The sequence below is a fragment of the Nodosilinea sp. FACHB-131 genome, from assembly GCF_014695395.1.
In the GTDB taxonomy this organism is placed as follows: domain Bacteria; phylum Cyanobacteriota; class Cyanobacteriia; order Phormidesmidales; family Phormidesmidaceae; genus Nodosilinea.
The window spans coordinates 39,102-52,986 of the sequence record NZ_JACJOF010000015.1; the positions used below are offsets into that span (position 1 = coordinate 39,102).

The window sequence follows — 13,885 nt, forward strand, 5'->3', positions numbered from 1 at the left end:
CATTCTCCTCAACGAAAGCCTTTGAGGAACTTGCCAACCCAAGGAGATTTTTCCATGGCCGCTCTCGTCGTCAACTACTCCCTCACCAGCGCCACTACCCTTGCTAACCCCGACGGCACCCTGCCCGCCGTCCTCACCAACTGCACCGAAGCCACTGGGCCAGGCGCAACTGCCCTCGGCACCCTCGACAAAGCCCTCCACTTCGACACCGGGGCTTCCATTCAAACCACCCTGTCGCCAGGAGCTATCACCCCCAACCGCTTCTGCATTCGCGTCGCCTTCTCGGCCAACGGCCCCGTCACTACCCGGCAAAACCTGGTCGAGTCTACTGCCCTACCCTTTGCCATGTTCCTAGAACCTGGCGGCACTAGCGATTGCTTCAACCTAGTCGTCGCTGTGGCCAACAGTCGGGTCGACTGGGCGATCGCCCACACCACCAACCGCGTTGCCCTCACCCTCAACACCTGGTACGTCGTCAGCCTCGTCTACGACCTCGACACCCTCGCCCTCATGGTCGATGGCACCGTCCACGCCGTCACCGCCTTCCCCAACGGTGGTCTCAAGACGGGCACTGGCGACAAACTGTGGATTGGCTCCTGGGTCGATGGCTTGCGTTGGTCCTTCAAGGGCGACATTGCCGCCGTGCAGGTCTACAGCGACATTCCGGTAGAACTCGAAACCGCCCTCGACGCCAAGCGCTCTACCCCCGAGTGGTTTCTCACCCACAAATACAACGCCATCCGGCCCACACTTAACCTCGGCAATAAAGTCTCAGACTTTTACTTCGACAGTGCCATCTCCAGCTACGTGCAGCCCTTCGAAGGCGGCCTGATTTCCTACACCGCCGCCCACGGTGTCGCCTTTGAAATGCACGGCTCTATCCACGCCCTCTACCAAGGCGACTCGAACCTGCGCCGTAACCTCGGTGCCCCCGCCAGCGACGAAATCAACGGTCGCCGAGCCGGGTCGCGCAAGAGCGTCTTTGCCCAGGGCTGCATTTACTGGTCGCCCCAAACCGGTGCGGTGCCCGTACTCGGTCGCCTCTACCTCGACTACGAAATGCTGGGCGAAGGTGGCAGTGCGATCGGTCTGCCCACCGCCGCTCAAACTGCTGTGCCGGGCGGCGTCATGCAGCAGTTTCAGGGGGGCCGCATGTATTACCGCAGTGGAGCCTCCAACGCCTTTGAGGTACACGGCTCCATTCTCGGCAAGTATGACGCCACCGGGGGTGTTACTCGCTGGGGCTTCCCCGTCGGCCACGAGAGCGACGTGCGCCGCGGCAGCCAAGTGCTCGGCAAAGTCAGCCACTTTGAGAGCTGCACGATCTACTGGAGCGGAGCCACTGGAGCTCACATCATCTACGGTGACATCCGCCGCAAATACCTCGAAGTCGGTGGTCTCCAAGGGGCGCTGGGCTTCCCCACTTCGTCCGAAGAAGACATTCCCAGCGTGTCTGGCCCCGCCCGCTACAACACCTTTCAGCAGGGCAGCATTCTCTGGTTTAACGGCCAGCTCCATGTCTGCTACCCCTTCCGGTTCTTCATTGGCCGGGTCGACACCAAAGAAGAAGACCGCGACTTTCTCGATGTCGATGGCCAAAACGACCTCTACTGCCGCATTGCCATCACCGTGAATGGCCACCGCGTCTACGACAAAAAACTGCCCGAGGGCGACAAGCACTTCAGCAGCGCCAACATCAAAGACGTCAACTTCAACGTGCCCTACGCGGTGATGCCCGGCGACCCCAACCTCAATGTGCAGTTCCAGGTCGAAATTTGGGAGTGCGACTCGGGCAACCTGTTTGGCGGCGACGATGATTTGCTGGGCCGCTTCACTAAAGACCTCAACATTCGCAACGCCTGGGGTCTGCGCGACAACGCCAACGGCATCTTTAGGGCCAGCAACTTTGGCCCCTGGATGAACTTTATGGACTGGTCGATTAAGCCCCAGCTGGGGGCCAACACGCCCCTCGACTTCTTCTCGGCCATCAATCGGGGCACCCCCACCGTCGATTTTCGGGAATATGCCGCCGCCTTTGGCGATGTTGACCCCAACTGGGAATTTGACTTTGGCCTGATTGACGATGGCCTCAAGGCGCTGTTCTACGAGCTGGTGGTGAAGGGCGTCGCTGCCGGGGGCAACTGCTTTGGCATGGCCACCGAGGCCATCTACGCCTACAAAGACATGAGCCGCCTCAGCCGCCCCCTCAACCGCTTTGGCAACTGGGCCGAGGTCGAGAACGACTTTAACGTGCGCCAGTCCTACCAGGTGGGGGCCGATGCGGTTTGGTGGTTTGTGGGTCAGTTTCTTAGCGGCAAAACCCACAACCCGGTCAGCGTCTTTAACGACACTTGGGATGCTCACAATCGGGGCTTAAACCCAGTGATTTGTCTGTCGCAAAACTATGACTTTACCGGCGCGCCTCACTGCATCATGCCCATTGCCTGGCGCAACACCGGCACCGAAATGCAGATCGATGTGTTTGACCCCAACTCGGGCAGTAGCATCCGGCGCATTGTCATTGACCCGGCTCGCAACACCTTCCGCTATGAGAATGGCCGTGTCTACGAAGGCGGCGAATGGAGCGGGGGTCGCCTGCACTACATGCCCTTCTCGGTGCTCAACCACCGCCAGCGGACACCCGTGTGGGATGCGATTATGCTGCTGCTGGGCGGCGTGGTGCTGATTTTGGGTGACAGCGCCGAAACCCTCAGCCTCACCGACGAGAACGGCAACAACCTCAACGCCTTTAAAGACACCTCCCGCAAAGTCGAGAACCTAGCCGGCAAGTTTGTGCCCTTCCCTGGCTTCTCGGGCAACAACCCGATTAAAGGCGAGCTGCTGCTGGGTATGCAACCGAAACGATCGCGCCTGGTTCCCCTCGACAACGTGCAGCTCAACAACGTCAGCAACTTGGGCCTCAATGCTGATCTGCGCCGCAACCTGGGGACGCCGCTGTCTGCCAATGTTAACCCCAACCTCAACGTCAACCTTGGAGCGGCTCGATTCCGCGATCGCGCCGTTCTCGACGCCATCCAGCGCACCCAGCAGCCCACCGACCTGGATAGCTGGGTACACACCCTGCGCGGCGTCAACAGCGGGTGGCTGAACTATTACCTCAAGCGTCCTTTGCAGGCGTTGCAGATTGGCGGGGCTATTCGCGCCAGCGATCGCCTCACCATGACGGCCACTCGCCTGCAAGCCGTCGATAACGAGTTCAAAGTTGTGGCCCAAAACGCCAACACCTACACTCTATCGGCAGTTTCTAAGCTGGGGGCCGGGCACGACTTCGTCAAAGTCACCGTCGAGAACGTGCCCGCCGAGGCCAACCAAGAGCTGAAGATCAACCTTCAGCCCGGCCTCAACACCCTGGATGTGGTTTCCAACGGTGCCCCCTTTAACGCCACCGTCACCTACGAAGGGCGTGTCAACGACAAACCCCTCCGCAGCCAGTACACCGTTCCCATGGCCCAGGGCATGCGGCTCACCGCCCCCAACCTCGAAGACGCCGGCACCCTCAAGGTCAGCGGCATCGAGCGGGTGCTGGGCGAAGTGCGCACCACTCAGCTAATCCAGGGGCAGTAGGGCAACAGTAGACAACACAACAGAGACTCCAGGAACAGCGATGGCTATTCAGTCATCGCTTTTTTTATTCAGCTATCCTCTTTTGCAAAGCAAACGGCGTTTGGCCTTACCCCTGCGATCGCCCCTGTCATTCGGGTAAAACAGCGTGAAACCCGAATGACAGCATGGCTCAAAGCCCCTCTCCCAAACTTGGGAGAGGGGTTTGGGGAGAGGGCAAAGAGGTTTGGGCAGAGAACAGAGAAATATCCCACTGCGCTTAAATAGAGAATCTTCCCCTCTATAAGATGACATGGCCGCCAAAACGGAAGTTGCCCAATTGTGGCAGTCCAACCTGCCTGGCATTGAGCTGTTCAATGCCCAGCTCTACCGCCATACCTTTGCCAAGCACATGCACGAGGCCTACACCATTGGCTTCACCCATTTGGGCTTGGGCGGCTTTTTTTACCGAGGCGATCATCACTATGCCTGCCCCGGCAGCTTCAAACTGATCCATCCAGGCGAAGTGCATACTGGGCAGGTGCAGGCCGAAGCTGGCTGGGGCTTTCGCAACCTCTACATCAGCGTGCCAAAGATGCAGCAAATTTTGGCTCAGCTAGAGTGTCCGGGCCTGCCCTACTTTGCGATCGCATTACAGACCAGCACCGACGCGGTTGGGCAGGCCATGTTCAACCGATTGTTTATCGCCCTCAGCCAGCCCGCGCTTCAGCTAGAGCGAGACTCCCTACTGTTGGAGTTGATGGCCCATTTAATCGATCGCTATGGCGACAGACAGCGCCAGTGGCAGCGGCCAGCGCCCAATAGCGCTTTGGCCAAGGTGCAAACCTACTTAGAAACCCACTACACCGAAAACATTTCTATCGATACTCTGGCCCAACAGGCGGGTCTCAGCCCCTTCTACTTAATTCGCAGCTTTCGGCAGCAGGTGGGCTTGCCGCCCCACAGCTACCAGCGCCACTGGCAGCTAGTGCAGGCCAAGCGGTCGCTCCACACCGACCAATCGATTGCTGATATTGCGATCGCCCACGGGTTTTACGACCAAAGCCACCTCAATCGCGCCTTTAAGCAGGCCTTTGGCGTCACCCCCGGCCAGTACCGCCAGGGCAATTTTGTCCAAGACTACGGCTCCTAAGCTTCGGTAGGCTGACTACGCAATCCGAATTCAAAAACTTTCATTGGGAGTAAATACCTCGTAGGGGTACAGCTTGCTGCACCCCTACAAACACAAGAATAACAAACAGAATTCGGCGGAAGATCTACCTTTGGGCGAAGAATATGGTGGCGAAAGGTATATTCAACGACATTTCTCTCTCAGCGATCATCGCGGGTTTTGTCACCGTACTGGTGGGCTTTACCAGCTCAGCGGTGATTGTGTTCCAGGCCGCCCAGGCACTCAATGCCACCCCAGCCGAAATCGCTTCCTGGATGTGGGCTCTGGGCCTAGGCATGGGCCTCACCTGCATTGGCCTTTCCCTGCGCTACCGCGCCCCCGTCGTCACCGCCTGGTCTACCCCCGGTGCCGCCCTGCTGATCACCTCCGCCGTCGGGGTGCCCATGGCCGAAGCAATCGGGGCCTTTTTGGTCTCTGGAGTGCTGATTACCCTGGCCGGGTTCACCGGCTGGTTTGAGCGGTTGATGAACCGCATTCCCCTATCGCTGGCGGCGGGTATGCTGGCCGGGGTGCTGCTGCGCTTTGGGTTAGATGTGTTTACCGCCATGCAAACCCAGTTTGCAATGACCTTTGCCATGTTTTGCACCTACCTGGCAATGCGCCGCCTGAAGCCGCGCTATGCCGTGGTGGGCGCGCTAGCGGTGGGGATTGTGATCGCCGCCCTGCAAAACCTGATCCAATTTGATACCGTCACCCTGCAACTGGCCCGCCCCGTTTTGATGGCCCCACAGTTCTCCCTCGGGGCCATCATCGGCGTTGCCCTACCGCTGTTTATAGTCACCATGGCTTCCCAAAACATTCCGGGAGTCGCCGTGCTGCGAGCTTCCGGCTACACCTCAGTTCCCATCTCTCCCATCATTGGCTGGACGGGAGCAGCCAACGTAATCCTGGCGCCCTTTGGAGGTTTTGCGCTGAATTTGGCCGCCATCACCGCCGCCATTTGCATGGGCCGCGAAGCCCACGAAGACCCTGATAAGCGGTATGTAGCCGCGATCGCCGCCGGTTTCTTCTATCTACTCATCGGCCTCTTCGGAGCCACCGTCGCCGCAGTATTCGCCGCCTTTCCGCAAGAACTGGTACTGGCGATCGCCGGGTTAGCCCTGCTCGGCACCATCGGCAACGGCCTCTTCACCGCCCTACGCGACGAAACCCAGCGCGAACCCGCCCTCATCACCTTCCTCGTCACCGCCTCCGGCATCACCCTCCTCGGCATCGGCTCCGCCTTCTGGGGCCTAATCGCCGGAGTCTTCGCCCTCCTCCTAACCACCCACCGCAACTAAACCCCCTACCCATCTACCCATCTACCCATCTACCCATCCACCCTCTTCCCCTCCCACTCCCCTACCCCCTCAACCGCCGCCGCTCAAACTCCCTCAACCGTCGCTCAAACTGCTGCCAGTGGCCATCCATATCATCCAGCGAAACCTCAAACAGCTGGGCCGGTTGATCGGCCAGGGCGATCGCCACCAGTCCCTTTTGCACCGCCAGCCCAAAATCTGCATAGACCTGATGAGCCGCCTCTCGATAGGCCGCAATTTGCAAAAAATAATCCCCCAACCACTGGGGTTGCTTGGGTCGCAGCGCCGTTTTCCAGTCGCACAGGTGCAGCTCACCTTTCACCACCACCAGCGCATCCGGAATGCCCACAAACCCCACCGGATGCCACACCGCCCCTTCCACCAACAGCACCTCATCTACCTGATCCAGCACCGGCAAGACTGACTCCCAATAGCCTGCCAAATCAGTCGGAATCTCTACCGTTGCGCCGTTCAGGTAGGCCGCGATCTGTTTGTGCAACCGCGTACCCGCCGAAGACGCCTTGCCCGAAATCTGTTGGGCAGCTTCAACCCCGACCCGTTGCCGCCAGCGCTGCAGGGCATCCCGCGATTCCTGAGGCTTGGTGGCCGACAGCACGGTGGTCACACCGGGGTAGCAGCACCCCTCCACCTCGTAGAGCATTTTGCGATCGCGGCGCACCCGTTTGGCCACATAGCGAGGAAGTTGAGGCACCATAGTCGATTTGGTAGTGACGCTGAAATTGTAGCCACCAACCCGCTCTTCCTGATGGCACGATCTCATATCAAGTTTCGCAATTCTTTTTTCAAGACCAAATAAGAGCTATTCTAGTCTCAATATGAGATCAGGTGATTGCTCTGGTCTAGGTTTACGCCAAGACCTTAAGACGCTAAAAAATTCGGGTGTCTCTAGCGCTAAAGACACCCGCATATAGTTCATTGACGCGATCGCCTAGGTCAGAAAGCCAGCAGCGATCGCTTTAGCTTAAACATATCCTTGGTCAAGGGTTTCTATGCAAACCTTGACGCCTAGATTTCTAAACCTTGTTTAGTTTGTTTGAGCTGCTTATACAGCGATTGAATTTGCTCAAAAGCCTCATCGGGCGAGAGCTTGCCACCAGTTTGTAACCCCGAAATGTAACCAACTCGGTTAGCAAACTCTTGTAGGTTGGCGTTAAACACAAGGTGTTGAGGCGAAAACGTACCGTAATAAGAGCTTTTCGGAGAAATAAATCCGTCCAAATCGCGTCGGTTGTTAGCAGAGCCAGAATAGGCCATAGGGCATAAATAACCTTCTCTTAAACAAAACTAGATTTTCCTTTAATCTTAGACACGATAGCCTAGCCCATTGGGTTTTTGCAACGAAGATTATTGCAAATCTACCCTAGGAATTAGAGCTACTGCCTTGCTTAGGCCGTAGCCATCAGCGAACTCTGAACCAAATCAAGACCATGCTCGCTGGCCCAGGTATGGAGATCGTTAAAGGCGCGATCGCGGTACTGTCCATAGCGTTCCCGTTTGTTGCGCACCTTCACCGGCAGCGGCGGCAAAATGCCAAAGTTGGGCGGCATTGGTTGAAAGTGCTTGGGCTCCGCCGAGGTAATAAAATCGATCAGCGCCCCCAGCATCATCGTTACCGGCAAACTTAGCAGCTCTTGGCCCTGGGCCAGACGGGCCGCATTGGTTCCCGCCAGCCAGCCCCCGGCCACCGCCGCCGTGTAGCCCTCGGTGCCCACCAGCTGCCCCGCCGCCAGCAGCGTGGGCCGCGCCTTAAATTGCAGCGTGTTGTGCAGCAGCTCCGGCGAATTCAAAAACGTGTTGCGGTGCATCACCCCCATGCGCACAAACTCGGCATTCTCCAAACCCGGAATGAGGCGAAACACTCGCGACTGTTCGCCCCAGCGCAGATTCGTTTGAAAGCCCACCATGTTCCACAGCTGGCCGCTTTTGTCTTCCTGACGCAGCTGCACCACGGCGTAGGGTTTCTTGCTCTTATTCTCTGGGTCTTTGAAATCGCCTAGGCGCGCGTCAAATAGCCCCACGGGCTTGAGTGGGCCGTAGCGCATGGTGTCTTCGCCACGCCGCGCCATTTCTTCAATCGGCAGACAGGCCTCAAAAAACTTAGCTGTTTCGCGCTCAAAATCCTTGAGTTCGGCCTGCTCGGCGTTGCACAGCTCAGTCCAAAAGTGCAGGTACTGCTCTCGGTTCATGGGGCAGTTGAGGTAGGCGGCCTCGCCTCGGTCGTAGCGAGAGGCCATAAACGCCACCGACTGATCGATGCTGTCGCCCACCACAATGGGGCTGGCGGCATCAAAAAAGCTCATGTAGCCCTGGCCGGTAAACCGCTCTAGCTCGACCGACAGCGCATCGCTGGTCAGGGGGCCAGTGGTGAGCACCACAATGCCATCGTCGGGAATGCTCGTCACCTCATCGCGCCGTAGCTCAATCAACGGGTGACGCTCTAGGGTTTCGGTTAGGTCTTGGCTAAAGATGCCGCGATCGACCGCCAGAGCACCGCCCGCAGGTACCTGGTGCTGGTCGGCTTTGCCGATGACCACTGAGCCGAGCTGGCGCAGCTCTTCGTGGAGCAAACCCGAGGCGCGATCGCTCGCCATTGCCCCAAAGGAGTTGCTGCACACTAGCTCGGCCACATGCTCGCTGTGGTGGGCAGGGGATTTCTTCTGGGGACGCATTTCGTGCAGCACCACGGGCACCCCGGCCTGGACAATCTGCCAGGCGGCCTCGGTACCGGCCAGCCCGCCGCCGATCACATGAATGGGGTCTGGGGTTTGCACTGCGTAGCCCTCAAAACTCAGCTTTTCTAGGATAACGGGTTCTAGCCTGTTAAAGGCGTTTCAATTCTTCGGATAGCCGAAGAATGCATGAGTATCTAAGAAGATTAAACTCATCACATGTAATCCTCAAACCTTCCGATGGCTCATTGAAGTCATGGGGTAGTGGCTATAAAAAGGTGTCTTTCTATAGAACTTGATAATCGCAAGTAATGACTCGAAAAATTATAGTATTCTTGACATAGAGTAATTCGGGAATTTTCATGACATCTAATAATAAACATATTGAAGATTACCTAAATTATTATTTTGCTCCTGAATTTGATGCAAACTTTGCCGTAATGATAAGCGGTGACTGGGGAACTGGCAAAACATGGTTTATCAAACAGTATTACAAAGATTTCGAAGAATTAAGGAATGGAAAAGAAAAAAAGTTCGCTTTGTTTACGTTAGCTTGAATGGATTAACATCATTCGCAGAAATAGAAGACCAGATCTTTGGGCAACTACATCCATTTAGAGCATCAAAAGGTTTTGTTTTAGCAAGCAAACTCTTTAAAGGTATTCTTAGATCAAGCATTCGGTTAGACTTGGATTTTGACAAAGACTCAAGTAACGATGGCAGTATAAATACTGCATTTTTGGAGGCCGTATCCGATGGTTCCTCTGAAAAATCTAGCGACTACTTCATAATATTTGATGATCTTGAAAGATGCAGAATAGAAATAGAAGCAATTTTGGGATACATTAACCTTTTGGTTGAACATCAAAAGGTTAAGTCAGTTCTAGTTGCCCATGAGAATGAAGTTGACAAAATAACTGTTGAATCAGAAAATTCGAACAAGATTAAAGATTCTAAATACAGAAAGATTAAAGAGAAAGTTATTGGGAAAAGTTTTCAAATTTCAGTCAATTTTGAGCAAGTGACTGATGTTTTTATCAATAATGTTAAAGACAAGTTTTTAAGAAGCTATCTAGCTGAAAGAAAAAATCTAATCTTAGATATTCTTGAAATCTCTGGAGATAAAAATTTAAGATTTATTCAGCACTCGCTCTGGGACTTTGAAAGATTGTTTTTGCAGGGATTAAATTATTTTTCCACAAAAAAAGAGCTGCTTGATGACATTCTAATGACTTTTCTTGCACTATTTTTCGAGGTTAGGTCTGGTCGAATCATTCCAGAAGACATTCGAGATATAGAAATGTTCCCATTTCGCTTATACCAAAAAAGTAAAAACGAAAAAACAGCTAACTCTCGTCCTATTGATGCGTGCATAGACAAGTATTCGTTTCTGCGATACAAATATTCTATATTAGGAGCAGATAATTGGATTCAATTTTTGCAGAACGGTTATCTAGAAGAAAGTAAAATATTTGATGCCATTGAAAAAAGCGAGTACTTTGCCGAAGAAAACACAGAGGAATGGATTCAGCTTTATCACTATAGAGAAATAGAAGATGACAGATTTACAAACTTGTTGAGTTCTGTAATCAGGGATTGGAGAAGTAGGACATACGAAATTCCTCCTAAAGTAATTCACGTGAGCGGAATTTTTCTAAGGCTTTCCAAACTAGACTTGTTTCAAGAAAGCCTTGATTGGATTGTTGCTGATTCAAAGAATTATATTGATTATTTAGATGAACAAGGAATTCTCAAGAACTATTCCGACATGAATCTCTCTGACAATTGGGATAATTTGGTTTTTGCAGCACACGAAACACCTCAATTTAAAGAGATTTTCTCCTACTTTAAGGAAAAACTTTCTAGTGCATCCAAGGCAAATCTGTCAGAAGAAGCTTTAGAGCTTTTAGGCATTTTAATTGAGAACCCAGGCAAATTTTGGAGAAAAATCAGCCTGGGGCATATGTATGATTCTTCAGAGATTCAAGAAAAGCAGTATCATAATATACCTATTCTGGCAGAAGTTAATCCTCGTAATTTTGTTGATGCAATTCTGTCTGTCCGCAACAAAGACAAGCTTCTGGTAGGCTATTCCATCAAAGACAGATATAAATTTCAGTCCTTCCCAGGTAACTGTGATCTGATTTCAGAATTAGATTTTTTGCGAGAAGTTAAGTTAATACTTACGCAGGAGTGCGAAAATAGGCATGACAAACCTAGTGGATATAACTTAAATCTAATTGCAAAAGAATATTTGGAGCCAGCCATTAATAAACTCGAAGAACTTTCAAATTTATTAAAGCAATCTGTTGACCTCACTCATTGAGATAATGTTACCAGGAAGAATTTCTACTCGAACTAGTGCAGACACGCTACAGACTATAGATTACCTAACATCCTTAAGAAGGGGATTGGGTAATCACCCTTAATTAGAGGCGAAGGGATCTTTCCTCAGCAGATCTTCCGAGTCAAGTCATTTTCCAGGTCATCGCTTCCCCTGCCCGCAACGGCACCAGCGCGTCATCGACAAAGGGCAGCTCATCGGGAATGCGCCAGGTAGTTTTGCTCAGGGTAATGCGATCGCTGTTCCTTGGCAGCTGATAAAAGTCTGGCCCATAAAAGCTAGCGAACGCTTCCAGCTTGTCGAGGGCGTCAACACTCTCAAACGCCTCTGCATATAGCTCCATAGCATGCAACGCCGAAAAACACCCCGCACAACCACAGCCGCTTTCTTTGCCATTACGAGGATGGGGGGCGCTATCGGTGCCCAAAAAAAACTTCGGATTGCCCGAAGTAGCCGCCTGCAAAAGCGCCTGCCGGTGGGTTTCGCGCTTCAAAATGGGCAGGCAGTAGTAATGGGGCCGCAGGCCTCCTTGAAACAAACTATTGCGGTTAAACAATAGATGCTGAGGAGTGATCGTCGCCGCAATATTGTCGGTTGCCAGCACAAACTCTACCGCCTCTGAGGTGGTAATGTGCTCCAGCACCACACGCAATTGAGGAAATCGCTGCTTTAGCGGAATCAAGTGCTTCTCAATAAACACTTTCTCGCGGTCGAACATGTCAACCGCAGAGTCGGTTACCTCCCCATGGAGCAGTAGCGGCATGTTGACCTGCTGCATTGCCTCAAAGACGCGATCGCACCGGCTGATCTCGGTAACCCCAGCATCCGAGTTCGTAGTCGCCCCAGCGGGGTAATACTTCACCGCTTTAACAAACTGAGCCGCCTTGGCCGCCATGATCTCTTCGGGGCGAGTGTTGTCGGTGAGGTAGAGGGTCATCAGTGGCTCAAACTGCTGGCCCGCTGGCACCGCCGCCAGAATGCGATCGCGGTAAGCCGCCGCCTCATCCACGGTGCGCACCGGCGGCTTCAAGTTGGGCATCACGATCGCCCGAGAAAACTGCCGCACCGTGTGGGGCAAAACCGCCTTCAGCGCCTCGCCGTCGCGCAAATGCAGGTGCCAGTCGTCGGGTCGAGTCAGGGTCAATGTTTCCATCGTCTCATCCTAAAGCAGACCTAGCTCAGCCGCACGACGGCCTCATTATCCAACAGCGTGTTGCCTGTGAGAATGTCTTCGACTGTGATCCGCAGCAGCCGATCGCGATCGACTCGAAACAGCACCCGCACCCGATCGCTGCCCGGAAACCCCAGCGGGTTGAGCTGAGCAATGGTGCGCGCCCCTTCGCGATCGTTTAGCGGCTGCACCGAGGGGGCATCACCGCTGAGCTGGCGCGTCACCAGGCGACCGTTCTCGAAGTACACCTCTGTCTGGGTGCTGGCCGAGCCCAGTTCGCCCACAATTAGCTCAATGCTGGGCTGCTTTTCCACCGAAGCTCCCAGAGTAATCTCGACTGGGGCAGACATCGGGTAGGGCTGCCCCTGGTTGAGAATGGGATGCCAGCTGTGGCAATTGTTGCGCCTATCCCAGTAGCGAATGCCGTAGCTGTGGTAGAGAAAATCTTCGACGGCTAGGCCTTGGGCAATCTGTAGGGCTCCCTGGGCCACGGCTTCGAAGGGGCGATCGCACCTCACCCGCTCGGCCCCAAACCGCTCCGTCACCCACCGCTGCACCGCCGGAATTTGTGCTGTGCCCCCCACCAGCAGCACCGCGTCGATCGCATCTGAGTCAATGCCCTGGCGCTGCCCCTGCTGGAGCACCTGGGTCAGTCCCTTCTCCAGCCGCTCAAAAAACTGGTTCTGGGTGAGAATCTCCTCAAACTGGTCGCGGGTGAGGGCCAGGTCGTAGGTGTCAAAGGTTTCGTCGTCGAAGTAGGCTTCCGCCGCCTCAGTTTGCTCCGACAGCGCAATCTTCAGTCGCTCCGCCAGCCGCTGCACCACCGCCCCCCCAGAAATGCCCTGGGTCTGAAAATAATCCACGAGCCACTGGTCAATGTCGGCCCCGCCCAGGTTTTCGCCCGCCTTGGCCAGCACCCGCGCCACCTCGGGCTTTTGAGCGCTGGTCTGCTCCGCTCCCTGCCCCCGCCACTTGAGCAAAAAACCCACCGGTTGCTTTTGGGCCGGGGCCACCAGCCGCACCAGAGACCAATCCAGCGTGCCGCCGCCAAAATCGAGCACCAGCAGGGTTTGCTCTCCCGTCAGCCCGTAGCCCAGCGCGGCGGCGGTGGGCTCGTCGAGCAGCCGCACTTCTTTGAAATCCAGCGCGGTGGCCACATCCCCCAGCCACAGACGATAGGCCTCAAAGCTATCCACTGGCACCGTCAGCACCAGGCTATCGTCTTCCCCAGCCACGGCGCGCACCTGGGTCAAGAGCGATCGCAGAAACCACTCCCCCAACTGCTCAAAGGAGAGCGCCTCCCCATCAATATCGGGCAGAAACCCCTGTAGCGGCGTACCAATGCCGCGCTTGACGTTAGCAAAGAATCGAGGATCGGTGGGGATGTCGAGGCCGCGATCGCGCACCGCCTGCCCCACCACTACCCCATCGGCCTGGGGTTTCTCCACATAGACCAAACTGGGCACCAGCGGCGGCACCGTTGCCAAGCTCAAGCTCAGCCCCGGTAGCGCTACCGTCTCTGGACTTTCAGAAACTGGGTTCCAGCGAGCAACGACGGTATTGCTAGTGCCAAAATCAACCGCTATAGCCATGGTTTTAGAAAAAACACGGTGCTACCCATCCTACCGG

The 13,885-nt window shown here is 54.7% G+C and carries 10 protein-coding genes; 5 read left to right on the plus strand and 5 right to left on the minus strand.

Annotated elements, in window-relative coordinates:
* Positions 1 to 54: 54 nt before the first annotated feature.
* From H6F75_RS09965 to H6F75_RS09975, 3 genes are all read left to right on the plus strand, one after another.
* Positions 55 to 3,585, plus strand: a complete 3,531-nt coding sequence (locus tag H6F75_RS09965) for a LamG-like jellyroll fold domain-containing protein (protein ID WP_190751695.1) — start codon at positions 55 to 57, stop codon at positions 3,583 to 3,585.
* Between the two features lie 289 nt (positions 3,586 to 3,874).
* Positions 3,875 to 4,714 (plus strand): AraC family transcriptional regulator, encoded by an 840-nt coding sequence (locus H6F75_RS09970; RefSeq protein ID WP_190751696.1) that lies wholly within the window; start codon positions 3,875 to 3,877, stop codon positions 4,712 to 4,714.
* 143 nt (positions 4,715 to 4,857) lie between these two features.
* Positions 4,858 to 6,033: a benzoate/H(+) symporter BenE family transporter gene (locus tag H6F75_RS09975; RefSeq protein ID WP_190751698.1), complete on the plus strand. Its 1,176-nt coding sequence runs from the start codon at positions 4,858 to 4,860 to the stop codon at positions 6,031 to 6,033.
* 61 nt (positions 6,034 to 6,094) lie between these two features.
* Here H6F75_RS09975 and H6F75_RS09980 read toward each other — a convergent pair whose 3' ends face one another.
* From H6F75_RS09980 to trmFO, 3 genes are all read right to left on the minus strand, one after another.
* Positions 6,095 to 6,766, minus strand: coding sequence for a PD-(D/E)XK nuclease family protein (locus tag H6F75_RS09980; protein ID WP_199303858.1), 672 nt, complete (start codon positions 6,764 to 6,766; stop codon positions 6,095 to 6,097).
* A gap of 311 nt (positions 6,767 to 7,077) precedes the next feature.
* Positions 7,078 to 7,326: a hypothetical protein gene (locus tag H6F75_RS09985; protein WP_190624779.1), complete on the minus strand. Its 249-nt coding sequence runs from the start codon at positions 7,324 to 7,326 to the stop codon at positions 7,078 to 7,080.
* Between the two features lie 131 nt (positions 7,327 to 7,457).
* The gene (gene trmFO, locus H6F75_RS09990; RefSeq protein ID WP_190751700.1) at positions 7,458 to 8,843 is read right to left on the minus strand and encodes an FADH(2)-oxidizing methylenetetrahydrofolate--tRNA-(uracil(54)-C(5))-methyltransferase TrmFO; all 1,386 of its coding nucleotides are present in this window, start codon (positions 8,841 to 8,843) and stop codon (positions 7,458 to 7,460) included.
* A 260-nt stretch (positions 8,844 to 9,103) separates the two neighbouring features.
* On the opposite strand from trmFO, the gene H6F75_RS09995 reads away from it, so the two are divergent.
* The gene (locus tag H6F75_RS09995; protein WP_190751702.1) at positions 9,104 to 9,298 is read left to right on the plus strand and encodes a P-loop NTPase fold protein; all 195 of its coding nucleotides are present in this window, start codon (positions 9,104 to 9,106) and stop codon (positions 9,296 to 9,298) included.
* On the plus strand, positions 9,295 to 11,067 hold the full coding sequence (locus H6F75_RS10000) for a P-loop NTPase fold protein (RefSeq protein ID WP_190751704.1): 1,773 nt from the start codon (positions 9,295 to 9,297) through the stop codon (positions 11,065 to 11,067). The genes H6F75_RS09995 and H6F75_RS10000 overlap by 4 nt, the downstream gene beginning before the upstream one ends.
* A 142-nt stretch (positions 11,068 to 11,209) precedes the next feature.
* Here the strand turns inward: H6F75_RS10000 and pyrC are convergent, their stop codons facing one another.
* Both pyrC and H6F75_RS10010 read right to left on the minus strand, forming a co-directional pair.
* Positions 11,210 to 12,238, minus strand: coding sequence for a dihydroorotase (gene pyrC / locus H6F75_RS10005; RefSeq protein WP_190751706.1), 1,029 nt, complete (start codon positions 12,236 to 12,238; stop codon positions 11,210 to 11,212).
* A 20-nt stretch (positions 12,239 to 12,258) separates the two neighbouring features.
* A complete protein-coding gene (locus H6F75_RS10010) occupies positions 12,259 to 13,848 on the minus strand; it encodes an Hsp70 family protein (protein ID WP_190751708.1) in 1,590 nt (529 codons plus the stop codon).
* Positions 13,849 to 13,885 lie beyond the last annotated feature (37 nt).

Coding starts and splice junctions, on each gene's coding strand:
- H6F75_RS09975 (WP_190751698.1), top strand. CDS start 4,858: ATGGTGGCGAAAGGTATATTCAACGACATTTCTCTCTCAGCGATCATC.
- H6F75_RS09995 (WP_190751702.1), top strand. CDS start 9,104: ATGACATCTAATAATAAACATATTGAAGATTACCTAAATTATTATTTT.
- pyrC (WP_190751706.1), bottom strand. CDS start 12,238: ATGGAAACATTGACCCTGACTCGACCCGACGACTGGCACCTGCATTTG.
- H6F75_RS09985 (WP_190624779.1), bottom strand. CDS start 7,326: ATGGCCTATTCTGGCTCTGCTAACAACCGACGCGATTTGGACGGATTT.
- H6F75_RS09965 (WP_190751695.1), top strand. CDS start 55: ATGGCCGCTCTCGTCGTCAACTACTCCCTCACCAGCGCCACTACCCTT.
- H6F75_RS09980 (WP_199303858.1), bottom strand. CDS start 6,766: ATGGTGCCTCAACTTCCTCGCTATGTGGCCAAACGGGTGCGCCGCGAT.
- H6F75_RS09970 (WP_190751696.1), top strand. CDS start 3,875: ATGGCCGCCAAAACGGAAGTTGCCCAATTGTGGCAGTCCAACCTGCCT.
- H6F75_RS10010 (WP_190751708.1), bottom strand. CDS start 13,848: ATGGCTATAGCGGTTGATTTTGGCACTAGCAATACCGTCGTTGCTCGC.